We start from the raw sequence: 24,832 nt of genomic DNA on the forward strand, positions 1-24,832 counted from the left end.
TTTTATTTTGGTTGACTTCTAAAAAAACGAGTTTCAAAGATAGCAGAATTACCCACATTATCAATGACTTCTATTTTTAAATCGTTTTCTCCTTCCAGCAAAAATTCATTATCAAAAGTATGCGAAATTCTTCTGGCTTTATTTTCATATTCAAATAAAACCCATTTACCGTTCAAATATCCATTATATGATTTTATGCCTGATGCAGCATCGCTAATTGTAAAATCGATTTTTTTCTGGTCGCTGATCCATTTTCCCTCAACAGGTTTGGCAATTTTTATAACAGGAGCAATTGTATCGAGAACCAAACCGTATTGGCCCAGTATTTTGGCTTTGGCAGTAAAAACATCTCCTTTTCTAATGGTTCCGTTATAACTTGTACCTTTCCCGATATACAATTTATCACGCAAAGATTCAGGATAAGTACTGTCCTTAATAGTAATGGTAAAGTTTGAATGTACCGGAACCGTATCATCATGAATGTAAATTCGGTTATTTTTTACATCAAAATTCATATTAAAATCTTCGTAGAAAGTTCCTGCAGGAAAGAAAACCGACATATTATCTTTCTCGAAATTGGAGTCCTTATTATATTTAATAAAATATTTTGACGTAAAAGGTTCTGCCTGCACAAGCGGTGTTGCGGTATCATACTCAATTGGAACTGTAATTGAATTTTGATTTCCGTAAAAATCAGAAACTTCAATTCTGTAAGTAGAAGCCAGATTTGGCTGAGCCGAAATTATACCACGTTCTGAATCTGTTTTAACAATACTTAATGCAAAAGGCGTTTTCATGAAAAGTTTCTGAACACGCTGACTTGTCTTTTTATATCGCGAATAATCAATAAAGGCATTGATGTAACGCATTTCGTCAAACGAATAGGTATTAAACTGACAATTGTAATTTTGATTTCCGTTTAAAAAACTGGAAACATTAAAAACACCGTTTTTGTTATGAGAAACATCATCGGTATCAACAGCATTAATTCCAAAACCAATTTTTCCGTTTGTTTTTACTTTTCCTGCCAGATAAGTTCCGTCTTTTTGAAGCGTCATATTCACCAACAAAGGCTGTTTCGACTGATTCACCGTTGCATTGTCTAAAGGATAAACATACAAACCAGAAAGCGTAGGTTTTTTAGTATCCTTAATATCTTTATCAAATCCAAAAAACATCGGATTGATCACAAATTCTGTTTTACTATCGCGAATTTCAAAATGCAAATGTGGCCCTTCAGATGAACCTGTATTTCCGGAAAGTCCAATTATTTGCCCTTTTGTAACAGGCAATTCGTTTGGCTTAAGAAACATTTCGATTTCATAAGCTTTTTCTTTATAATGCGTTTTTTTTACATAATCCAGAATTTCACCAACAGGAGTTTGTAAATGTCCATAAACTGAAGTATACCCATTTGAATGCGTAATATAAATACATTTTCCGTTTCCAAAAGTCGAAATTTTTATTCTTGAAACATATCCGTCAGCAATTGCGTGTACACTTAATCCTTCTCTTTGATTGGTTTTTAAGTCGAATCCTGCATGAAAATGATTGGGCCTTAACTCCCCAAAATTACCGGAAAGCTGCATCGGGATATCAAGCGGTGCGCGGAAATCATTCTTTGGATATTGCGTTTGAGCAAAAATAAAAGGGCAAAAAAACAGGGCAAGTAGTGAGAATTTCATAAGCAACATTTTTGCTAAGATAAAAAAATAAGAGGCCAAAACCGAGTAAAAAGCTACAAAAATACAATTGATTGAATTTCATTTAATTGGTTATTTTTAATGTAAAAAAATCGATAAAAAATTGCATTAATAAAAAGGAATACTAACTTTGTATGATTAAGTAATGAATAGGATTTACAATGAGTGTAATTGCAGAAATAATTGATACTCTTGAATATAAAGTCGAAAAGCTTTTTGAGAAGTCAAAAGCTCTAGAAAAAAATAATCAGGTATTACGATTAGAACTAGCCAAAGCTGCGCAAATTATCCAGAAACAATCTGAAGAAATGGAGGCTTTGAAAAAGCAATATGATACACTTAAAATAGCCAATTCGTTGCTCGGCAGCGACAATAACAAGAGAGAGACAAAGCTTAAAATAAATTCATTAATTCGCGAAATTGATTACTGTATAGCACAACTATCAGACTAGAAAGACATGGACGGAAAGCTAAGAATTAAAATATCAATTGCAGACAGGGTTTACCCGCTAACGGTAGAACCTACTCAGGAAGAAGGACTTAGAAGTGCTTCAAAAAAAATTGATGCTATGATCAAGCAATTCGAAGAAAGTTACGCAGTTCGTGACAAACAAGATGTTCTGGCTATGTGTGCCTTGCAATTTGCATCACAAGTAGAACAAAAACAAATTGATAACGCAATCGATGGAGAAGAAACCATCGAAAGAATTAAAAGATTAAATTCGCTATTAGATCAATATCTCGAAAATTAAACGTTCTTTACAGAAACTAAGATACTGCCTACATTAGTTCACAATTGGTAAACTCAACACTAACAAATTAAAGTGAGTGAATCTTCGCTACTATAGTATGCCATGCTTCGGCAAGGAAACTTGAACAGTGAGTTAGCTCAAAACTTGTCTTTACGAGTTTATTCAAGCAATTAATGTAGGCTTTTTTTATATATAAATTTTAACAAACATGGACATAATAACGATCATTATTTCAGGTATAATAGGGATTGCAGCAGGTTTTGCAATCGCTAAAATTATCGAAAAAAGCAATATTTCTAATCTAATCAAGAACGCAAAAAAAGAAGCTTCTTCAATTTTAAAAGATGCTAATTTAGAAGCCGAAAACATTAAAAAAGATAAAATTCTTCAGGCAAAAGAAAAATTCATTGAATTAAAATCTGAGCACGAACAAGTAATTTTAGCCAGAGATAAAAAAGTAGCCGAAGTAGAAAAAAGAGTTCGCGATAAAGAATCTCAAATTTCTAACGAACTTTCTAAAGCCAAAAAAGTTAACGACGATTTTGAAGCTAAAACAAACGAGTACAATAACAAAATTGAAGTTTTAGACAAAAAACAAGCTGAAGTTGACAAATTACACAAAAGTCAATTGCAACAACTTGAAGTAATTTCAGGACTTTCTGCAGAAGAAGCAAAAGAACAATTGGTTGAAGGCTTAAAAGCTGAAGCTAAGAGTAAAGCAATGTCTCATATTCAGGATACTATTGAAGAGGCAAAACTTACAGCGCAACAAGAAGCTAAGAAAATTATCATCAACACTATTCAAAGAGTTGGAACGGAAGAAGCAGTTGAGAATTGCGTATCTGTTTTCAACATTGAATCTGATGATGTAAAAGGTAGAATTATTGGTCGTGAAGGTCGTAACATTAGAGCGCTTGAAGCTGCAACAGGAGTAGAAATCATTGTTGATGATACACCGGAAGCTATTATTCTTTCTTGTTTTGATCCGGTTCGTAGAGAAATTGCACGTTTGTCATTGCACAAATTGGTAACTGACGGACGTATTCACCCGGCAAGAATTGAAGAAGTTGTGGCTAAAACGGCTAAACAAATCGATGACGAAATTATCGAAGTTGGTAAACGCACCGTTATTGATTTAGGAATTCACGGTTTACACCCTGAGTTAATTAAAGTTGTAGGTAGAATGAAATACCGTTCTTCTTACGGACAAAACTTATTGCAACACTCCAGAGAAGTTTCTAAACTTTGTGGTATCATGGCAGCCGAATTAGGCCTTAACGTGAAACTGGCAAAAAGAGCAGGTTTACTACATGATATTGGTAAAGTTCCGGATACTGAAAGTGATTTACCTCACGCATTATTAGGTATGCAATGGGCGGAGAAATATGGTGAAAAAGAAGAAGTTTGTAACGCCATTGGAGCTCACCACGACGAGATCGAAATGAAATCATTACTTTCTCCTATCGTTCAGGTTTGTGATGCTATTTCAGGAGCAAGACCAGGCGCAAGACGTCAGGTTTTAGATTCATACATTCAGCGTTTGAAAGATCTTGAAGAAGTAGCTTACGGTTTTAGCGGTGTAAAAAATGCATACGCAATTCAGGCTGGTAGAGAACTTCGTGTAATTGTAGAAAGCGAAAAAGTTTCTGATGACAATGCAGCAAACTTATCATTCGAAATTTCACAAAAAATCCAAACCGAAATGACTTATCCGGGTCAGGTAAAAGTGACTGTAATTAGAGAAACAAGAGCAGTGAATATTGCGAAGTAATCTCGAAACACTATAAAATAATAAAGGCTATCTTCTACAGATAGCCTTTATTATTTTATATCAATTTAGGATTTTAAACATCATTAAAGATGATTTTAAAACTAGTCCCTACTCCAACCTCACTTTCAACAGAAATCGTCCCTTTCATCGCTTCAATTTGATTTCTGGTGATATACAAGCCAATTCCGCGGGCTTCCTGATGTTTATGAAATGTTTTATACATACCGAATAATAAATCACCGTATACATTCAAATCAATACCCAATCCGTTATCGGTAATTTTTAAGGATTTATGTCCTTCGGGTTCAATCGAAAAATCAAATACAATAACAGGGTCTCGATCCGGATGCGCATATTTTATGGCATTTGTGGCAAAATTCAACAAAACACTTTCCATATAAGCCGGATTAAAATTAATCGTCAAATACTTAGGAACATTATTTATTATCGTAACATTCTTTTGTTTATCAAACCCTTTTATAGTCGAGATCGTTTTGTCGATATAGTCACAAAGTTTTAAGGATACAACCGCAATATTAATATTGCTTTGTGTTTTTACAATCTGAGTTAAATTTGAAATCGTATCATTTAAGTCGTTCGAAACGGTCCTTAAATGTTCCAGCATCTCATTTACGGTTTGTCTTTCAATATCAGCATCAATAAAGTCTAAAATCGATTTAATGTTGCCGGCTTGTGTATTTAAGTTATGCGAAACAATATGCGAAAAATTCACCAGTCGGCTATTTTGATCGCTGTATAATTTCATGGTTTTTAAAAGTTCTAACTCTTTTTCTTTTTGTAAAGAAACATCGGTATGCGTACCAATAACACGTAATGGTTTTCCGTTTTCATCTCTTTTGATCACTTTTCCGCGATCCAGAATCCATTTATAATTACCACTCGACGTCATTACACGATGGTAATTTTCGTAATACGGAATCTTATTATCAAAGTGTTCCTGAATATCCGAATAATATTTAGGCAAATCATCCGGATGCACAATTTTATCCCAACGTTCCGGATCATCAAAAATATCAGTCGATTCGAGTTCCAGAATTTTAAGTGATAATGAAGAATAAAAAACATTATTGGTCACCATATCCCAATCCCAGATTCCGGCCGTAGAAGCATCAAGAGCAAACTGAAAACGCTCTTCGGATATACGCAGCTTTTCTTCTTTATCTTTCAATTCTGTAATATCAGAAACGTGACCATAAAAACTCACACAGCCATCTGAAGGAGACAATTCGGTTTTAGAAGAAACTTTAAACCAACGCAATCCTTTTTTTGGAAGAACAGCCCTAAATTCAATCTCCCAGGGTTTTACTTCTCTTCGCGCTTTGACTAATGAATCAAAAAAGAAATCGCGATCCTGAGGATAAATTCTATCGTAAATAATGAGTTTGGGATCAGTTAAAAACATTTCGGCTGTAAGCTCAAAAATTTCATCAGCAGATTTACTGACAAGTGGAAAAGTATAATTGTTATCACAATCAATAACAAACTGAAAAAGCAAATCAGGCATTTCTGCAAATAACTTCTTATAAAAATTATTTACCTCTAAGCAGTCCTCATTTCCATATAAATCAAAAACCATATGCTACTTATTTTACTTAAATTTAGTGATCAAAATAACATTTAAAACAATAAAAGCGCTGTTTGTCGATCTTATCTGCATTTAGTAGAAAATACATCACAATATATTAAATTTTCGCTTAAAATGACTTGTCATCGCAAAAAAAATTATTTTCGAGGATGATAGGAATGCATCACTTCTTTTAGAAAACTTCGATCCAGATGCACATAAATTTCAGTAGTTGTGATAGACTCATGACCTAACATTAATTGAATCGATCTTAAATCTGCACCATTTTCAAGTAAGTGAGTAGCAAATGAATGGCGCAAAGTATGTGGACTTATGCTTTTATGTAAATTGATTTTTACCGCCAAATCTTTGATAATGGTAAATATCATGGCACGAGTAAGCTGATTTCCTCTTCGGTTCAGGAACAAAGTATCTTCGTGACCTTTTTTAATCGTTAGATTTACGCGAACTTCTTTGTGATAAATCTGTATGTATTTTTGAGTCAATTTTCCAATAGGTACAAAACGTTCTTTGTTTCCTTTTCCGGTAATTTTTATAAACCCTTCATCAAAAAACAAATCCGATATTTTTAGCGAAACCAGTTCTGAAACCCTAAGTCCGCAACCGTATAAGGTTTCTAACATGGCACGATTTCGTTCACCTTCGTTAGAACTTAAATCAATCGCAGCAATAAGCGCATCAATTTCCTGTACCGATAAAGTATCCGGTAATTTACGTCCAGTTTTGGGTGTTTCGATTAATTCCAGCGGATTGTCATTTCTGTAATCTTCAAAAACCAGGTAATTAAAAAAACTTTTTAAACCTGAAATAATCCGGGCTTGCGAACGCGGATTAACCTCTTTGGCAACAGCATAAATAAATTGCTGTATCGTTTCATCATTAATTTTTAAAGGAGAAACTTCAATTTGATTGGTCTCTAAAAAAAGACACAGTCGTTCGATATCAAAACCATAATTTTCGATAGTGTTTTTAGACAGTCCTCTTTCGATCCTTAAATACGATTGATAATCTTTGATGTATCGGTTCCAATTCATACTTACAAAGTAAAACATTTTTAGACATAAAAAAACCTTCCTGAATTAAGAAGGCTTATAAAATTATGTCGTTGTAAATTTTAAAATTTACAAGCTAACGATAGTGCAAAGTTGCTGTTTTTAAAGCTTGCATTATAGAAATCAGGATAATCATCGTAATCATCAGGAACATCTGCGATATCAGAAAGCCCAATGGTATAACGTAAACCTATAGAAAAATCTTCTGTAAAATTATACCCCAAACCTAGATTAAGACCAAAGTCTGACGATTTATACAAATCACCAATGTCTTCGCCTCTACTTTTAGCTGATAATAAAAGCCCAATCTGTGGCCCGGCTTCGACACTAAAAGCATCTGTAATATAGTATTTAGCTAAAACAGGAATGTTTAAATAATTCAGTTTGACACTGGTATTCGAATCTCCATCAAAACCTTCAATCGTGGTACCTTGTGTAGAAAACAAAAACTCAGGCTGAATTGCAAATTTTTTCGAAAATTTTATTTCTGCAAATCCCCCAATATGAAAACCGGCTAAGGATTTAACATCTTCCTGATAACCTGTAAAATTTGAAATATTAAGCCCTCCTTTTACTCCAAATCTGGTTGACTGGGCATTCGCAAACACAAATACCATGCATGTTACAATTGATAAAGTAATTTTTCTCATTTCTATAAATTTAAAATTAATGAACAAAAACAACAATAAAAAACAGAATATTCTTATACAAATATAAAAATTTATCCTCAACATAACCCAACTAACTCATTAGTTTTCAAAACTGTAACAAGTAGAGATAAAAAAAACCTTCCTGAATCAGGAAGGTTTCTTAGTATGAAATTATCTAATTAGATTAGAATTTGTATCCTACAGATAAAGAGAAAACGCTGTTTTTAATCTTTCCATCACCTTCTTCTGAATCAGAAATATTTGATAAACCAAGGTTATAACGTAAACCTACAGAAAGATTTTCAGTAAAATCATATCCTGCACCAAAGTTTACACCAAAATCAATTGATTTCAAACCATCTTTAATATCTACATCTCCAGATTCTCCGCCACCGTCAAACTTTGACTTAGCACTCAATAAAAATCCAATTTGTGGACCAGCCTCAAGACTAAATTTTTCTGCAACATAGTATTTAGCCATTACTGGAATGTTTAAATAGCTTAAGTTTGTTTTTTCTTCGTAACCTGACTCTTTATATTTTGCTCCTTGTGTTGAGAACAAAATCTCAGGTTGAACTGCAAATTTATCAGTAAGTTTGATTTCAGCAAAACCTCCAACGTGGAAACCAACTTTTGAATCTAAATCATCAACATCTCCTGTAAAATTAGCTAAGTTTGCCCCAGCTTTAACTCCAAATCTTGTTTCTTGAGCGCTTACACTCATAAATGCCATAACTGCAATTGCAGATAAAAGAACTTTTTTCATTATTATTTGTTTTGGTTAAATTAATTCGAGGGCAAATATAGAAATATACTTACCAAAAAATTATTTGTATTTTAACATTTTTTGTAGTAACTAGGCGCAAAATCTTATTAAAAATGTATTTTTCCTACAAAAAAAAGCCTTTCTGAATCAGAAAGGCTTTTTAAATATCTTTTTATAAATATTAGAACTTATAAGCTGCAGAAAACGAAAAAACACTATTGTGAAGTTTAGTATTATCTCCTGCTTCAGTTTTTGCGATGTTCGCTAATCCTAAATTATACCTTGCTCCAATTCCAAAATGTTCTGTAAATTCATAACCTGCTCCAAAGTTTAATCCAAAATCGATTGATTCGAAACTATCTTTAATATCATTTTCAACAGTTTGACTAAATCCATCCAACTTTGTTTTTGTTTTTGCAGAAACTAAAAACCCAATTTGCGGACCAGCCTCAATACTAAATCTTTCTGCTACATAATATTTAGCCATTACAGGTACATTTATATAAGCCAAATTAAATTTAATATCTCCAGTATAAAAATCTCCATCTAAGTAATCTCCAATATTTGTAAATTTAGTTCCTTGATCAGAATACAGAAGCTCTGGCTGCAAAGCAAATTTCTCAGAAAGTTTTATTTCTATAAAACCTCCAACATTAAAACCTATTCGCGATTTCAGATTAGCTCCATCTGTATCTCCAGTAAAAGTTGAAACGTTTAAAGCTCCTTTAAGACCGTACTTAACATCTTGAGCATTTGCAAACGCAAATGCCATCACTGCAATTGCAGATAAAATTACTTTTTTCATTTATTTTTTTGGTTAATTATTTTTGACAAATATATGAATATCCCTGTTAAAAGTTAATTTATAAACTAATAATAAATTCCGCGTAATGACGTAACAATTCTTGTTATAAAAAAACTTCGGGCATAAAAAAACCTCCCTGAATTTCAGAAAGGTTTTTGAGATTAATTAATTCTAAAAAAATTAGAATTTATAAGCTAGAGATAACGCAAGGTTACTGTTTTTTGCACTATTGTAATAATCATCTTCATTATCAATATCTTTATCTGAAAGAGGAGATAAACCAATAGTATAACGAAGACCTACCGAAAGATTATCAGTAAAACTATAACCCGCTCCAATGTTAAAACCAAAATCTACTGATCTTGTATAATCTTTAATATCTTCACCATCAAGTTTTGCAGATAACAAAACCCCTAATTGAGGTCCAGCTTCTACACTAAATTTTTTATCTACTATATAATATTTTGCTAAAACCGGAATATTTAAATAATTCAATTTATAATCGTAATCTCCTCCAAAACCATCAAATTTACTTCCCTGCGTTGAGAATAAAAGTTCTGGTTGGATAAAAAATTTCTCTACAACATGAATTTCAGCAAAACCGCCAACGTGAAAACCAACTAATGATTTAGTATCATCAACATCTCCACCAACTACTGTTGAAAGGTTAAGACCTCCTTTTATTCCAAATCTTGTTTGTTGTGCATTAGCAAATCCAAATGCCATTACTGCAATCGCAGCTAAAATAATTTTCTTCATTTTAATTTGTTTTGGTTAAATTTAATGATCAAATATAAAGATATTCTTCACAAAAAATAATTTGGAATTTAACAAATAAAGTGGTAATTAGACAGTTAACCTTATTAAAAGCAAACGAACAAACTTTAATTTGTTGTAAATTAAACAACCATAAACAAAAAAAGCCCTCCTAAAACTTAGGAAGGCTTTTGAAAATTATTAGAATTCTTGATTAGAAATGCAATGCAAAACCAATATTAAACTGAAGAACATCTTTACCTGTTCCATAATTATCATTCAATGTTAGGTTGTAACGAAGACCTGGCTCGATAGAAATATTATTTCCAATAAACCATGCATAACCTCCTTGAATTCCTAAATAAGAAGGATTCTCATCTGCATCTTTTACACTTGCTCCTGTATAAGAAAGCTCAAAAGGAATTTTATTAATTACATAATACTTAGCTCCTACTTTATAAGAGAACATAGAACCTCCATAATCAGCTCCTGTATCTCCATAACCTAATCCAGCTTTTACAGCTAAATTATCCATAACAAAATAACCACCTTCTGCACCAATATTCCAAGAAGTTGTACCATCTTCTGAACTTAATGCAAAACCTGTATTACCAGTTCCTGTAGCTCCAAAAGAAGTATTCCCTTCAATAAGGTATTTTCCTTTTTTAGTTTGCTCTTGTGCGCTGGCGAAACCCACTGTCATTACTGCAATAGCAGCTAAAATAATTTTTTTCATGTTTACAATTTTATTTATTATTAATATCGTAAAACTAAACTTATACTTGTTAAAAAAAGTCCACTATAAGTTTATAAACTAATAAAATAAGACAGAATTCAATTACAAATAATAAACTGATCGTCAATATCTTAGATAAAAAAAACAAAAAAGGAAGGCTATAAAATCACAATTGGGTGCGAATTTTATTAATTATTTAAAGTAAAATACAAAGCAATAAAATCAAAATAATGTAGTTTTGACTAATAGATAACATTAAAAAATACCAAATTTTAAAAAACACTTTTATGAAAAAAATAATTTTAGCAGCTGTTTTGTTCCTGGCAACATCAGCTACAATTCAAGCACAATTATTAAAAATTGGGGTAAAAGCCGGAGCTAACTTTGCAAATCAAACTGGAGATGCAAGTTTTGATGGTATAGATTATAGCAAAGATGGGATCACAAGCTATCATGTTGGTTTAGTTGGAGAAATTAAATTGTTAGAAAAATTCTCTATTCAGCCTGAGCTTTTATATTCTACTCAAGGTGCAAGCTATAAATATTTGGGTGAAGAATTTAAAAACGAACTAGGTTACCTATCTATTCCAGTAATGGCTAAAATTTATGTAACAAAATCTTTAAGCTTAGAAGTAGGACCTCAGGCTTCTTTCTTATTAAGTAATAAGAAAGAATTTGATGCTCAGGATCCTAAAACTTTTGACTTTGCAATTAATGCAGGACTTGGTTTAAAAATCACTGAAGGCATCTTTATTCAAGGCCGTTATGGTTTTGGTTTAACTGAAGTTTCTTCTAAAGCTGACCTTAAAAACTCTGTGTTCCAACTTTCAGCTGGAATAATGTTGTTCTAAAAAAATATATCACATACTTTTATAAAAACCGTTCTATAAATTAGAACGGTTTTTTTATTTTTACCAAGTTCAATTGCAAATGTCAATGTCAAAAATCAATTGCAATATCAATCACTAAAAAATCAACAATATAGTAACCTAGATTAAATGAACTTATATTACTTATATGGTTTAAAAAAATCTAAATACTTTTCAAAATAACTTAAATATGAAAATCGCTATAATCAACGGGCCCAATTTGAATCTTTTAGGAAAAAGAGAACCGGAAGTTTACGGAAGCCAAACTTTTGAAGATTATTTTGAAACGTTGCAAAAAACGTATCCAAACATCGAACTTTCCTATTACCAAAGTAATATCGAAGGCGAACTGATTGGAAAGATTCAGGAATTTGGTTTTACTTATGACGGAATCATTTTGAATGCCGGCGCTTATACACACACTTCAATAGGTTTGGGAGATGCGATAAAAGCGGTGACAACACCCGTAATCGAAGTACACATTTCGAATACTTATGCGCGTGAAAGTTTCAGACATCAATCGTATTTATCGGGCAATGCAAAAGGCGTAATTTTAGGCTTTGGACTAAAAAGTTATAATCTCGCGATTCAATCTTTCTTGTAGGTCTTTATTTAACAAATTTTTAATAAGCTCATTTTTAACTTATTCTATTTTTGTTAGACAAACCACTTCCATGAAAAACTATACTTTACTTGCCTTTTTATTTTTTTCAATTTCAAATTTTGCCCAAATAAAGGGAACTATAACCGACGAAAAAGGAAATCCGCTGCCTTTTGTTTCTGTATTTGAAGAAAACACTTATAGCGGAACTACTTCGAACGAACAAGGAAAATACCAACTAAACATAAAGGAAGTTGGTAAAAACAAAATTGTTTTTCAATATCTGGGTTTCAAAACTCAAAAGATATCTGTTTCGGGAGATTCAAAGAGCATTGTTTTGGATGTAAAAATGGCTGAAGAAAGCTTTGCTCTAAATGAAGTTGTAATTGATCCTAAAAAAAATCCTGCTGATGCCATTATAAGGAGTGCTATAGCGGAAAAAAAAGACAACTCGGACAAAACCGGAAGATATACTGCCGATTTTTATTCGAAAGGAATGTTTAAAGTTAAGGATTTGCCTAAAAAAATTCTGGGCAAAAAAGTAGATCTTGGCCAGGATATGGCATCCAATCTGGATTCTACCGGAACCGGAATTTTGTATTTATCTGAAACTATTTCTAAAATTACTTTTGAAAAACCCGACAAATTAAAAGAGAAAATTATTGCTTCTAAAATTTCCGGAAACAATAAAGGATATAGTTACAATACTGCTTCGTTATCGACCTATGATTTTTATGATAACACGCTTGACTTTGATGTTAAGCTCATCTCACCTATTGCCGACAATGCTTTTAGTTATTACAAATACAAACTCGAAGGAACATTTTACGACGACAACAAACAACAGGTTTATAAAATTAAAGTCATACCAAAACGCGATAAAGAACCTGTTTTTGAGGGTTATATTTATATTGTCGACGATAGCTTTGCCATTTATGCCCTTGATTTAGATATAAAAGGGTACCGAATGAAGAATGAGTTTACCGAAGTTATGACCCTAAAACAAAGCTTTAGTTACAATACAAAAAATAAAATCTGGACAAAAAATGCACAAACACTCGATTTTAATGCTGGTATCTTTGGCGTAAAATTCTCCGGAAAATTTAATTATGTATACTCTAATTATGAGTTTCCGACTTCGTTTGAAAAGAAAACTTTCGGGAATGAAATTGTCGCTTTTGAAGCCAATGCCAACAAAAAAGACGATGCTTTCTGGAATCAGATCAGACCAATTCCGCTAACCATCGAAGAAAGTACGGATTACACCAAAAAAGACAGCTTGCAAACCATCAGAAAATCTCAAAAATATATGGATTCGGTGGATGCAAAAAACAATAAGTTTAAAGTCACCGATATTTTAATGGGATATGATTATAAAAACATTTTCAAAAAATATTCGTTTGATTACAAAGGACTATTAAACATCGCTTCTTTAAGTTTTAATACCGTTCAGGGTTTCAATTTAGATTCTGGTTTCTCCTTTAAAAAATGGAATGAAGACGAAGGAAAAAGCACTTCGATAAGTACAACATTTAATTATGGTTTTTCGGATGAGCGCTTTCGTATTACAGGAGATTTTACACATAAATTCAATAACATAAATTTTGCAACTATTAATGTTTCGGGAGGAACAAAAGTGGCTCAATTTAATGGTGCTCAACCCATAACTAAGCTCATCAATTCTGTAAGTTCTTTGTTTTTTAAAGACAATTATATGAAATTGTACAATCTGGAGTATGCCCAGATTGGCTATTCGCAAAACATTCTAAATGGCGTTAATTTATTTGGAAAAGTGGGTTATGAGCAACGAAAACCTCTTTTTAATACCACTGATTATTCTTTCTTTAAAAAAGATGATATCTATTCTTCTAATAATCCGTTGGCGCCAAATGATTTTACAACACCGGCTTTTGATCCTCATCATTTATTTAAAGCCGCAATAAATGCCCGAATTAACTTTGGCAACAAATATATTTCACGACCTGATGGCAGATACAATATTAAAAATGATAAATATCCAACCCTATTTTTAGCTTTCGAAAAAGCATTTGCCGCCAGCGAGAAAAAATACGAATTTGAACGCATTGGAGCCGCTGTTGTTTACGATTTATCATTAGGCAATAAAGGAACTCTGGGAATGAATGTAAAAGCAGGAAAGCTCTTCAATGCCGAAAATATTTCGTTTATCGATTACAGACATTTTAACGGAAACCAAACTCATATAGGAACAAGCGATCGTTATCTGAATGTTTTTAATTTAATGCCGTATTATGCAAACAGCACAAACGACAGTTATTTTGAAAACCATTTCGAATATAACGATACCGGATTTATTATGAATAAAATCCCGTTATTGAACCTTTTAAAATCTACCATGAATCTTGGGTTTCATTCTCTGGCAATTCCGGATAGAAAACCTTACACAGAATTTACGGCTGGTTTAGACAATTTAGGATTCGGGAAATTTAAATTATTCAGAGTAGATTATGTTCATTCTTATCAAGGCGGAATTCAGCAAAACGGCGTTGTGTTTGGATTAAAGATTTTGAATGTATTAGACTAAAGGTGCTAAGGTTGTGAGGTTCTAAGTTGCTGAGTTTTTTTTTAATCTTCACAATCCTATTTCTATGATAATTTTCAGGAGCTAATCCCGCTATCCGTTGCAATCTTTTGTTCCATTTCATTACACAAAAGGATTTCCACTTCTATCGGGGCTATGGGCAATCGTTTTCATAAGAATGTTCTAGTTTAGTATTTCATTTCGAAAAGATGTAACCACAATCTTGTCATCCCGAGGAACGAGGGATCTTCGTTAGTAGCTCGACAAAGATTGGCGATTTTGACTGCGGAGTTTCTTGCGACGATCCCTCGTTCGGGATGACAAGATTGCATATTACTTTTTACGAATTTTCATTCCCAAAGATTGCGTTAGGGACAGAAGCGACATCTCCCAATTAATAAAAACTACGACTAAAAAGACTTGTTTTTCTAAATCGGGAATATAGCGGATAGCCCATTCGCCGCGGCGAAAAACGCCCAAATAAAAAATCCGCTTACTCAATAAAAGAATAAGCGGATTTTATTATGCAATTTAATATTCTTTGCGTGGGCTTCGACTTCGCTCAGCCTGACAAAACTGTCAAAAACCTTAGAAACTTAGCATCTTAGAACCTTAGCCTCTTTCCTTAGTGATAATCATCCGGCTCGATATGAATCAGAACATTGCCCAATTCAGGAATTCTTTCTTTTAGGGTATCTTGTAGTTTATGTGACAAATCGTGACCTTCTTTTACCGAAATTTTAGCCGAAACAATGGCATGAAGATCGACATGATATTTCATTCCAGCTTTACGGATGAAGCATTTTTCGGTTCCAAGGATACCAACTACTTTTAGTGATTCAATTCTGATTTCTTCGACTAAATCATCGTTCAGGTTTTCATCCATAATTTCGCCAAGCGCAGGTCTGAAAATTTTATAGCTATTATACAGGATAAAAAAAGCAGCAAAAAGTGCCGCCCAATCATCTGCTGATTCATAACCTTTTCCCATAATTAGCGCAATCGAAATCCCGATAAAAGCCGCTACCGATGTAACAGCATCACTACGATGGTGCCAGGCGTCGGCCGCTAACGAAGAACTATTAGTTTCTTTACTTCGTTTCATTACCAGTCTATATGAATACTCTTTCCAGACAATAATTACTCCCAGCACATACAATGTCCATGATTTTGGCAATCCGTGCGGAGTTTGAATATTAGCAATACTTTCGTACCCAATAATAGTTGCCGAGGTGATTAAAAAACCAACAACCAAAAAAGTAATTAATGGTTCTGCACGACCATGTCCGTAAGGATGGTTTTCATCTGCAGGTTTATTAGAATATTTAATTCCGAATAATACCAGACAAGACGAAAATATATCGGCAGTAGACTCGATCGCATCTGCAATTAAGGCGTATGAATTGCCAAAAAAACCTGCCAGGCCTTTTACCAAGGCTAAGCAGGTGTTTCCAACTATACTAAATATAGTAGCTTTTACAGCTTTTTGTTCATCTGTCATTTCCGTTTCTTTTAGCTGAGCTATATTTTTTCGCCACGAATTACACCAATTATCACCAATTATTTTTTTTTAAATTGAGGAAAATCAATTTAAAAATTCGTGTAGATTCGTGTAATTCGTGGCTAACTTTTATTTTTTTACGCTCTCACGATTTTTGCTCCAATTGCTCTTAAACGTTCGTCGATACGCTCGTATCCACGATCGATTTGTTCGATATTTTGAATTGTGCTGGTTCCTTTTGCTGATAACGCCGCAATTAATAACGAAATCCCTGCACGAATATCAGGAGATGACATTGTAGTTGCTTTTAGTTGAGATTCGAAATTATGTCCCATAACCACCGCTCTGTGCGGATCACATAACATAATTTTTGCTCCCATATCGATTAATTTATCCACGAAAAACAAACGGCTTTCGAACATTTTCTGGTGAATTAAAACATCGCCTTTTGCTTGTGTTGCCACAACCAAAACAATACTCAATAAATCAGGCGTAAATCCTGGCCATGGCGCATCGGCAATAGTCAAAATAGAACCGTCGATATCTGTTTTTACTTCGTATCCATCTGTATGAGCAGGAATATAGATATCATCGTTACGTTTTTCGATAGTGATACCTAGTTTTCTGAAAGTATTCGGGATCAAACCTAAGTTTTCCCAGCTTACATTTTTGATCGTGATTTCACTTTTTGTCATAGCCGCAAGACCAATCCAGGAACCAATTTCGATCATATCCGGCAAGATTGTGTGCTCACATCCTCCAAGGCTTTCAACACCTTCGATAGTCAATAAGTTAGATCCTACACCAGTAATGTTAGCTCCCATTGAGTTTAACATTTTACACAATTGCTGTAAGTAAGGCTCACAAGCTGCGTTGTAAACTGTAGTTCTTCCTTTTGCTAAAACAGCTGCCATAACAATGTTTGCTGTTCCGGTTACAGATGCTTCGTCAAGCAACATATCTGTTCCCTGAAGTCCTTCTGCAGGAGTTTCTACTCCGTAAAAGTGATCTTCTCTGTTGTATCTGAATTTTGCTCCAAGGTTAATAAAACCTTCAAAATGCGTATCTAATCTACGACGACCAATTTTATCTCCTCCCGGTTTAGGAATATATCCTTTTCCGAAACGGGCCAAAAGTGGTCCAACAATCATAATAGAACCACGAAGCGCTCCACCTTCTTTTTTGAAAGCTTCTGTTTCTAAATATCCAACGTTAACTTCATCAGCTTGAAACGTAATCGAACCCGGTTCATTGCGTTGAATTTTAACTCCTAAATTACCCAACAAAGTGATTAATTTATTGATGTCAATAATATCGGGAATATTATTAATTTTTACTTTATCCCCCGTTAGAAGCACGGCACATAAAATTTGTAATGCCTCATTTTTTGCTCCTTGCGGAGTGATTTCTCCTTTTAAAGGAGTTCCTCCTTCGATTTTAAAAATTCCCATATTTCTCTTTTAGGTTCTGAGGTTCTAAGGTTCTGAGGTTCTGAGCTAAAAAATCTTAGTAGCTTAGCATCTTAGTATCTTAGTACCTTCTTTTTTATTTTTGTTTTTGTTTTTTTAGGGCTTTGAGTTACTAAAATTATAAGATCCTGAACTAAAAACCTTAGCCCCTTAGCATCTTAGAACCTTAGTCCCTTTTTTTACTTTTGATTATTTTTCTGAAAAGGTTTTGGTTTTCCCGGACCTTTATTGTTTTTATTGCTTTGGATTTTTGGTTGTCCCGGTGGCGTGATTTTGTTCGACATGCGTTTGTTGGTGCGCAGTAAATCAGTAGTATTTAAAAGCTCTTCTGTGCTTTGTAATAAATTGATTTTTCCTCCTGACAATTCAAATAAATGTTCAAAAATCACATCATCTTTTACAGTATCTTTGTTCCAGCTTAAGTATGATTTTTTCATGTGGTTGGCAATAACCAATACCAATGCATTTTTCATTTCTCCATCTTCCCATTTATTGGCAACATCAATCATATATTTGATATTATTACCGTAAAATCTGTATTTAGGAAAATTTTGTGGATAATGTAAAACATCCGGCTTTAACTGCAACACATCTCTTGACGGAATTGGATACGGTGATTCTACATTCAATTTAAAATCAGACATGATAAAAAGCTGATCCCATAATTTATGTTGAAAATCCGGTACATCACGCAAATGCGGATTCAGACTTCCCATAACCTGAATGATGTATTTCGCGGCTTTATTTCGCGTTTCATCATCTTCGATAATCGTTGCCTGATCGATCAGTTTTTGCAAATGACGACCATATTCAGGAATAAGTAAACGCTGTCTTTCAGAATTGTATTCTAAATTAAAAACAACGTCATTCGCGACTTCTTTTTTATATTTTTCGACCATAATTTATAATGAAACTATACCTTCTATAGTAGAAACTTCTTTGTATTTGCTAATCACCTGGTCAGCACTATGCATTGTAACATCTACAGAAACACTGGTAAATTTACCTGTTTTAGATTTTGTTGTTTTAATAACGGCGCCCATACTATCAAAAGCTTTTTCAACCCGTTCGACATTATCATCGACCGAAGGCACTATAAATTTATACAAATATTCTGCAGGCCAAGTATTTGAGTTATCTAACTCTACCTTTAATCTTTCGTAAAATTCGGCTGTGTTTTTTTCTTTATCGTTCTCCATTTGCACATTAAAATAGAAGGCAAATATACGTTTTTGATTTCAGATTTCAGATTTTAGATTTTAGATTTTTTTCATTGTAGAAAGAGTTGATTCTTTGCCACGAATTTCACGAATTTGCATCAATTAATATCATCTCAAATCTAATTTCACGAATTATTGCATGTAATGCTATTTTATAAAGTTAAAGATTAAGGAAAATTCGTGAAATTCGTGGCGAACTTTTATATTTGAGAAAGTATTACACAAAAATTCGCTCGCTAAATCACAAAACAAGAATCTAAAAAAACTTTGCGACTCTGCGACTTTGAGAGATTAAACCACAACACCATGAAAAAAATCCTTTTACTTTTTATCGCACTTATAATCAACAACCTTCAGGCACAGGAAATCAAAACGATGACTTATTTTCAGAATGACACCATCAAACTCGATCTGGATTTGTATTTGCCTCAAAAGAAAACCAACGAAAAAATTCCGTTGATTGTTTTTGCTTTTGGCGGAGGATTTTCTGGTGGAGAACGTACCAGCGAAAAAGAATTCGGACTTTTTATGGCCAAAAATGGTTATGCGGTTGCCAGCATTTCATATTCTTTATATATGAAGGGAAAAGATTTTGGATGCAAAGGAACTTTAACCGAAAAAATAAAAGCAATACAAATTGGTGTTAGCGATATGTGGCAAGCAACTTCTTTTTTGATCGAAAATGCCAACAAATACAATCTCGATGCATCAAAAATATTCATTTCAGGAATTAGTGCCGGTGCTGAAATTGGTTTTCACGCTTCGTTTTGGGATTACAAACTCATGAATCTATACAAAAACAATCTTCCTGAAAACTTTAAATACAAAGGTTTCATTGGTGGTTCGGGCGCTATTCAGGATATTAATTTAATTACAAAAGAAAAAGCGATTCCGATGTTATTGGCACACGGAAATAATGACGATACAGTTCCGTATGCAGCTGGTTCGCATCGCTCCTGCCCAACAAATGCTTCGGGCTGGCTGATTCTTTTTGGTTCTTATGCCGTTTATAATCACATGAATGATCTCCATAAAGATATCGAAATGATCACTTTTTGTGGCGGAGGGCATGAGTTCTCTGGCTACCTTTTTCATCAGGGACAACAATATGTTCTGGATTTTGTAAATGATGTTTTGAAAGGGAAGAAATTTGAATCGCATATTATTATTCCTTCAGAGAAAAAGGGTGCGAGTTCTGGGAAGTATTTATTTTGCGAGTAATTCAGATTTTTCCAATCATTATTCAAAATGTGTAGTCCCTACAGGACATTTTTATATAGGCCGCTCTATCTTTCTACAGATATTTAACTCCTAGCGGAGTATATATTGTAGAGACTAAATAATGGCAACAATATGTTCCCAAACTTAAATTTATTCCCTAGGTACCACATATTCTAAATTACACCTAAAAAATGAAACTGAATTATAAAAATTTCGAAATTGAAATATTTGATGGCATAAATTATACATTGAATTCAAATGATGCATTGAGAGAATATAAAAAAATTCATTTTAAAAACATTGGGACATGTCATAAAAAAAGTCACACTATCATTATTAAAGAGTCAGGAATAGAAATTTCAAGTGCTTTAATTTACCAATTTCACGAAATGAATGGCATATATAATGATTCTTTTATTATTGAAGATGATAAAATATGGATCATTAACTATAATGAAATTTATTGCTTACACATTCCTTCTTTAGAACTGGCTTGGCATAAAGAATTTGATTCACATGTCAACGTCGCTATCCACAAACTCAAAGATGACATTATAATTCATGGAGAATCAGAAATTTTTAGAATTACTAAAGATGGAGAAATAGTTTGGAGTTTTGGAGGCAGAGATATTTGGTTTAATGTTGAAGGAGAACCTGAATTAACAATAGAAAACAATACTATAAGATTATTTGATTTTGTATCTAATGAATATGTTCTCGATTTTGATGGGAACCAAATAGAAGATAATCCTCGAATAATTCCGGAACAAATTAAAAAGAAATGGTGGCAAATATTTGGTTAAAACCAGAACTTATTAAATAATTCAAACTACTGGCTAAAAACAACTTATCAATATCATAATCTTCCTTTATAAACTGGACTAAAGTCCAGCCCTACAATATTTGTCGAGTCTACGACTCTTTTTTGTTTGAATTCCTGAGAAACGATTCATTTTGTAGAGCTGGACTTTAGCGCTAGACAAAGATCCAGCCCTACAATATTTATCGAGTCTACGACTCTTTTTCGTTTGAATTCCTGAGGAACGATTAATTTTGTCGAGCCTACGAGTCTTTTTCGTTTGAGTTCCAGCGGAACGATTAATTTTGTCGAGCCTACGAGTCTTTTTCGTTTGAGTTCCAGCGGAACGATCCATTTAATAGGGCTGGACTTTAGTCCAGTTGAAGCGATATAGCCCCAAAGTTTTAGTCAAAAGCTGTAGTGATATCACCTAAAATTGCGAAATCATTCGCTCAAGGCAAAATAATCTTTTTAAATACAATAAGTTTAGGTAAATTTGCGCTTTATTTTAAGAAAGTGCAAAAACAAATCATAGTTTTAATTGGTGGCCCGGGAACGGGAAAATCTACTCTTATTAACGAATTGGTAGCTCGTGGCTACTGCTGTTATCCTGAAATTTCAAGACAAGTTACACTCGAAGCACAGCAACGGGGTATCGACCAATTGTTTCTTGAACAACCTTTATTGTTTAGCGAAATGTTGCTCGAAGGACGCATTAAACAATACGAAGACGCTCTTGAAGAACCCGACAATGTAGTTTTTATAGATCGCGGTATTCCTGATGTTGTAGCTTATATGGATTATATAGGCGATGATTATCCGGAGCATTTTGTAAAAGCTTGCGAGGATTTTAAATACACCAAAACTTTTATTTTACCACCTTGGGAAGAAATTTACGAATGCGACACAGAGCGCTACGAAAATTTCGAACAGGCATTAACGATCCAGAAACATCTTGTTGAAACCTATAAAAAATATGGCTACGACTTAATTGAAGTACCTAAAGATACGGTTGACAACAGAATTCTTTATATCTTAGATAAAATTTAGGCAGGTGTTTAAAGTTGCAAAACTAGAAACTGATTTCTAAATTTTTTAACTTTAAAACGAGCCCATGCCAGAAGCACAAGAATTTCTTTTAAAATACTGGAAACACGACAGTTTTAGACCGTTGCAAAAGGAGATTATTGACTCGGTTTTGGATGGTCAGGATACTTTTGCCTTATTGCCAACCGGTGGCGGAAAATCGATTTGTTTTCAGGTTCCGGCCATGATGAAGCCTGGTATTTGCCTGGTTGTTTCGCCTTTGATTGCTTTAATGAAAGATCAGGTGGCCAATTTGCAAAAGCGAGAGATTAAAGCAATTGCTCTTACAGGCGGAATTCATACAGAAGAAATCATTGATCTTCTGGACAATTGCCAATACGGAAATTACAAATTCTTATACCTTTCTCCGGAACGACTTCAGTCTGACTGGATTTTGGAACGCATAAAAAATCTTCCTATAAATTTAATTGCTATTGATGAAGCGCATTGTGTTTCGCAATGGGGACATAATTTTCGTCCGGCTTATTTGAAGATTTCAGAACTAAAAAAACATTTTCCTAAGATTCCGTTTTTAGCTTTGACCGCTACAGCAACTCCAAGAGTTATTGAAGATATTAAAACCGAATTAGGATTAAAAACCCCAATACTTTTCCAGCAATCTTTTGAAAGAAAAAATATTGCCTACATGGTTTTTGAAGTCGAAGACAAATTGTATCGCACGGAACAAATCTTAAAGAAAAATCCACAACCTTCTATTATATATGTACGAAATAGAAAATCATGCCTGAATATGTCGACGCAATTACAATCCTTAGGATTCAAAGCGACCTATTATCACGGTGGACTTTCATCAAAAGAAAAAGATAAAAACATGCAATTGTGGATGTCTGAACAAGCGCAGGTCATTGTAGCCACTAATGCGTTTGGAATGGGAATCGACAAAGACAATGTAAAAACGGTTATTCATACGCAGCTTCCTGAAAATATAGAAAACTATTATCAGGAGTCCGGAAGAGCGGGACGAAATGGCGAGAAAGCTTTTTCTGTAGTATTGACAAACTCTTCAGACAGCATTCAGTCAGAACAGCAATTTTTAAGTATTTTGCCCGATAAAAAGTTTCTAAACACGATGTATGTGAAGCTTTGCAATTATTTTCAGATTGCTTATGGCGAAGGTTTAGATGATTCTTTTTCGTTTAAACTGAATCATTTTTGCCAGAAATACGACTTCCCTACTCTTAAAACCTATAATGCTTTGCAATTTTTAAATCAGCAGGGAATTATTACGATGTCTCAGGAATTCTCTGAAAAAATTACGATGCAGTTTTTGATTGAATCGAAAGAAGTAATTCGCTATATGAGTCTGAATTCTAATGACGAAGAAATCATCTTGGCAATATTGAGAACTTATCCGGGGATTTATGAAATGAAAATGCCTTTTAATCTTTCGCTAATTGCAAAAAAATCAAATCATACCGAGGCTCAGGTTTCTGCTGTTTTAGAAAAACTAAAAGAGAAAGAAATCATCGAATACAAATCTAAAAACAACGACGCTACTATATTATTCAATGAAGTTCGCGAAGATAATCTTACCATAAACAGAGTTGCAAAGTATCTGGAAAAACAAAATCAGCTTAAAAAAGACCAGCTTTTATCTGTTCTGCATTATATAAAGGACAATAAAACCTGCAAAAACCGATTGATTTTGGATTATTTTGGAGAAGAAACGACAGAAAATTGTGGAGTCTGCTCCTATTGTATTACTCAAAAAGGAAAAATTACCGAAGCCGATTCGATTGCAGATAAAATTCTGCACTTATTAAAAACAGCAGCTTTAACTTCAAGAGAAATTGAAACTAAAATAAAATTAGATGCAAATGATGTAATTTTGGCACTTCAGGAATTACTTGAAAACAATTATATTACTATTCAGGCAAACAATAAATACACTTTAAAATTATAATGGAAAAATTGAGAATTATATTTATGGGAACCCCGGAATTCGCCGTAGGCATTCTGGACACCATTATCAAAAACAATTATGATGTTGTTGGCGTTATTACAGCCGCAGATAAACCGGCAGGACGCGGACAAAAAATAAAATATTCGGCAGTAAAAGAATATGCTTTGGCAAACAACCTTACTTTATTACAGCCAACCAATTTAAAAGACGAAAGTTTTCTAGCCGAATTAAAAGCGCTAAACGCCAATTTGCAAATTGTTGTTGCTTTTAGAATGCTGCCAAAAGTAGTTTGGGAAATGCCAAGTTTGGGAACTTTTAATCTTCATGCTTCTTTATTACCTAATTATCGTGGTGCGGCACCTATTAACTGGGCTATTATTAACGGAGAAACAAAAACCGGAGTTACTACATTCTTCATTGATGACAAAATAGACACCGGAGCAATGATCTTAAATTCGGAAATTGCTATTGAACCAGAAGAAAATGCAGGACAATTGCACGATCGATTAATGTTATTAGGAAGCAAAACTGTAATTGATACCTTAAAAGTTATTGAAAACGGAAATGTAACCACTACAATTCAGGAAGATGATAACGAAATTAAAACAGCTTACAAACTCAACAAGGAAAATTGTAAGATCGACTGGACGAAATCCGGAGACGAAATCAATAATTTAATTCGCGGATTAAGTCCGTATCCTGCATCGTGGTGTTTCCTAAAAGATAAAGATGAAGAATTAAGCATCAAAATATACGAGGCCAAACTGGTTTCAGAAAGCCATTCTTATGAAGTTGGAAGCTTGATTAGCAGTAAAAAAGAAATCAAAATTGCGATCAAAGACGGCTTTATTCAGCTTTTGAGTTTACAATTACCAGGAAAAAAGAGAATGCAAGTAGCAGAATTACTAAACGGGATAACTTTTACTGATAGCGCAAAGGTCTATTAAGGTCAGTAAAACAGGGGTTTTTACCTGATTTTGAGGCA

Annotated in this window: 23 protein-coding genes; 11 read left to right on the plus strand and 12 right to left on the minus strand. The window is 33.6% G+C overall.

Annotated elements, in window-relative coordinates; genetic code table 11:
* Nucleotides 1–2 precede the first annotated feature (2 nt).
* On the minus strand, nucleotides 3–1,685 hold the full coding sequence (locus ACIDC4_RS10715; protein ID WP_412044403.1) for a M23 family metallopeptidase: 1,683 nt from the start codon (nucleotides 1,683–1,685) through the stop codon (nucleotides 3–5).
* A 179-nt stretch (nucleotides 1,686–1,864) separates the two neighbouring features.
* Here ACIDC4_RS10715 and ACIDC4_RS10720 point away from each other — a divergent pair, with 179 nt between their 5' ends.
* The 3 genes from ACIDC4_RS10720 (at nucleotide 1,865) to rny (ending at nucleotide 4,226) form a co-directional block, all read left to right on the plus strand.
* Nucleotides 1,865–2,155 (plus strand): hypothetical protein, encoded by a 291-nt coding sequence (locus tag ACIDC4_RS10720; RefSeq protein ID WP_065451073.1) that lies wholly within the window; start codon nucleotides 1,865–1,867, stop codon nucleotides 2,153–2,155.
* Between the two features lie 6 nt (nucleotides 2,156–2,161).
* Nucleotides 2,162–2,455 carry a cell division protein ZapA gene (locus tag ACIDC4_RS10725; RefSeq protein WP_041516860.1) on the plus strand — a complete coding sequence of 98 codons (294 nt, stop codon included), beginning with the start codon at nucleotides 2,162–2,164 and terminating at the stop codon, nucleotides 2,453–2,455.
* Nucleotides 2,456–2,663: 208 nt separating this feature from the next.
* Complete coding sequence (gene rny / locus ACIDC4_RS10730; RefSeq protein ID WP_055091880.1) at nucleotides 2,664–4,226, plus strand: ribonuclease Y; 1,563 nt, start codon at nucleotides 2,664–2,666, stop codon at nucleotides 4,224–4,226.
* A gap of 73 nt (nucleotides 4,227–4,299) precedes the next feature.
* Here the strand turns inward: rny and ACIDC4_RS10735 are convergent, their stop codons facing one another.
* The 7 genes from ACIDC4_RS10735 to ACIDC4_RS10765 all read right to left on the minus strand — a co-directional run bounded on the left by ACIDC4_RS10735 (nucleotide 4,300) and on the right by ACIDC4_RS10765 (nucleotide 10,597).
* Nucleotides 4,300–5,823, minus strand: a complete 1,524-nt coding sequence (locus ACIDC4_RS10735) for a sensor histidine kinase (protein WP_412044402.1) — start codon at nucleotides 5,821–5,823, stop codon at nucleotides 4,300–4,302.
* A 146-nt stretch (nucleotides 5,824–5,969) separates the two neighbouring features.
* Nucleotides 5,970–6,866 (minus strand): site-specific tyrosine recombinase XerD, encoded by an 897-nt coding sequence (xerD, locus tag ACIDC4_RS10740; RefSeq protein ID WP_230032718.1) that lies wholly within the window; start codon nucleotides 6,864–6,866, stop codon nucleotides 5,970–5,972.
* A gap of 80 nt (nucleotides 6,867–6,946) precedes the next feature.
* Nucleotides 6,947–7,534 carry a porin family protein gene (locus ACIDC4_RS10745; protein ID WP_412044401.1) on the minus strand — a complete coding sequence of 196 codons (588 nt, stop codon included), beginning with the start codon at nucleotides 7,532–7,534 and terminating at the stop codon, nucleotides 6,947–6,949.
* Between the two features lie 184 nt (nucleotides 7,535–7,718).
* Complete coding sequence (locus ACIDC4_RS10750; RefSeq protein WP_412044400.1) at nucleotides 7,719–8,300, minus strand: porin family protein; 582 nt, start codon at nucleotides 8,298–8,300, stop codon at nucleotides 7,719–7,721.
* Nucleotides 8,301–8,481: 181 nt separating this feature from the next.
* The gene (locus ACIDC4_RS10755; protein ID WP_412044399.1) at nucleotides 8,482–9,105 is read right to left on the minus strand and encodes a porin family protein; all 624 of its coding nucleotides are present in this window, start codon (nucleotides 9,103–9,105) and stop codon (nucleotides 8,482–8,484) included.
* 180 nt (nucleotides 9,106–9,285) lie between these two features.
* The gene (locus tag ACIDC4_RS10760) at nucleotides 9,286–9,864 is read right to left on the minus strand and encodes a porin family protein (protein ID WP_412044398.1); all 579 of its coding nucleotides are present in this window, start codon (nucleotides 9,862–9,864) and stop codon (nucleotides 9,286–9,288) included.
* A 211-nt stretch (nucleotides 9,865–10,075) separates the two neighbouring features.
* On the minus strand, nucleotides 10,076–10,597 hold the full coding sequence (locus ACIDC4_RS10765) for a hypothetical protein (protein WP_412044397.1): 522 nt from the start codon (nucleotides 10,595–10,597) through the stop codon (nucleotides 10,076–10,078).
* 287 nt (nucleotides 10,598–10,884) lie between these two features.
* Between ACIDC4_RS10765 and ACIDC4_RS10770 the strand changes: the two genes are divergently transcribed.
* From ACIDC4_RS10770 to ACIDC4_RS10780, 3 genes are all read left to right on the plus strand, one after another.
* The gene (locus ACIDC4_RS10770) at nucleotides 10,885–11,448 is read left to right on the plus strand and encodes a porin family protein (protein ID WP_395367793.1); all 564 of its coding nucleotides are present in this window, start codon (nucleotides 10,885–10,887) and stop codon (nucleotides 11,446–11,448) included.
* A gap of 208 nt (nucleotides 11,449–11,656) precedes the next feature.
* Nucleotides 11,657–12,070 (plus strand): type II 3-dehydroquinate dehydratase, encoded by a 414-nt coding sequence (aroQ, locus tag ACIDC4_RS10775; RefSeq protein WP_194616803.1) that lies wholly within the window; start codon nucleotides 11,657–11,659, stop codon nucleotides 12,068–12,070.
* A 70-nt stretch (nucleotides 12,071–12,140) separates the two neighbouring features.
* A complete protein-coding gene (locus tag ACIDC4_RS10780; protein WP_412044396.1) occupies nucleotides 12,141–14,630 on the plus strand; it encodes a DUF5686 and carboxypeptidase regulatory-like domain-containing protein in 2,490 nt (829 codons plus the stop codon).
* Between the two features lie 622 nt (nucleotides 14,631–15,252).
* Here ACIDC4_RS10780 and ACIDC4_RS10785 read toward each other — a convergent pair.
* The 4 genes from ACIDC4_RS10785 to ACIDC4_RS10800 form a co-directional block, all read right to left on the minus strand.
* Nucleotides 15,253–16,128: a cation diffusion facilitator family transporter gene (locus ACIDC4_RS10785; RefSeq protein ID WP_412044395.1), complete on the minus strand. Its 876-nt coding sequence runs from the start codon at nucleotides 16,126–16,128 to the stop codon at nucleotides 15,253–15,255.
* Between the two features lie 137 nt (nucleotides 16,129–16,265).
* Nucleotides 16,266–17,579, minus strand: coding sequence for a UDP-N-acetylglucosamine 1-carboxyvinyltransferase (murA, locus tag ACIDC4_RS10790; RefSeq protein WP_412044394.1), 1,314 nt, complete (start codon nucleotides 17,577–17,579; stop codon nucleotides 16,266–16,268).
* Between the two features lie 197 nt (nucleotides 17,580–17,776).
* Complete coding sequence (locus ACIDC4_RS10795) at nucleotides 17,777–18,496, minus strand: DUF4290 domain-containing protein (RefSeq protein WP_194616807.1); 720 nt, start codon at nucleotides 18,494–18,496, stop codon at nucleotides 17,777–17,779.
* A gap of 3 nt (nucleotides 18,497–18,499) precedes the next feature.
* Nucleotides 18,500–18,796 carry a DUF493 family protein gene (locus ACIDC4_RS10800; protein WP_017498101.1) on the minus strand — a complete coding sequence of 99 codons (297 nt, stop codon included), beginning with the start codon at nucleotides 18,794–18,796 and terminating at the stop codon, nucleotides 18,500–18,502.
* 327 nt (nucleotides 18,797–19,123) lie between these two features.
* On the opposite strand from ACIDC4_RS10800, the gene ACIDC4_RS10805 reads away from it, so the two are divergent.
* From ACIDC4_RS10805 to fmt, 5 genes are all read left to right on the plus strand, one after another.
* The gene (locus ACIDC4_RS10805) at nucleotides 19,124–20,038 is read left to right on the plus strand and encodes an alpha/beta hydrolase family protein (RefSeq protein ID WP_412044393.1); all 915 of its coding nucleotides are present in this window, start codon (nucleotides 19,124–19,126) and stop codon (nucleotides 20,036–20,038) included.
* A gap of 191 nt (nucleotides 20,039–20,229) precedes the next feature.
* Nucleotides 20,230–20,841: a hypothetical protein gene (locus tag ACIDC4_RS10810; protein ID WP_412044392.1), complete on the plus strand. Its 612-nt coding sequence runs from the start codon at nucleotides 20,230–20,232 to the stop codon at nucleotides 20,839–20,841.
* Between the two features lie 512 nt (nucleotides 20,842–21,353).
* The gene (locus ACIDC4_RS10815; protein ID WP_173971741.1) at nucleotides 21,354–21,887 is read left to right on the plus strand and encodes an AAA family ATPase; all 534 of its coding nucleotides are present in this window, start codon (nucleotides 21,354–21,356) and stop codon (nucleotides 21,885–21,887) included.
* 64 nt (nucleotides 21,888–21,951) lie between these two features.
* A complete protein-coding gene (locus ACIDC4_RS10820) occupies nucleotides 21,952–23,847 on the plus strand; it encodes a RecQ family ATP-dependent DNA helicase (protein WP_412044391.1) in 1,896 nt (631 codons plus the stop codon).
* Nucleotides 23,847–24,794: a methionyl-tRNA formyltransferase gene (fmt, locus tag ACIDC4_RS10825; RefSeq protein WP_412044390.1), complete on the plus strand. Its 948-nt coding sequence runs from the start codon at nucleotides 23,847–23,849 to the stop codon at nucleotides 24,792–24,794. The genes ACIDC4_RS10820 and fmt overlap by 1 nt, the downstream gene beginning before the upstream one ends.
* Nucleotides 24,795–24,832 lie beyond the last annotated feature (38 nt).

This window comes from Flavobacterium sp. C3NV, assembly GCF_046825355.2.
Lineage (GTDB): Bacteria > Bacteroidota > Bacteroidia > Flavobacteriales > Flavobacteriaceae > Flavobacterium.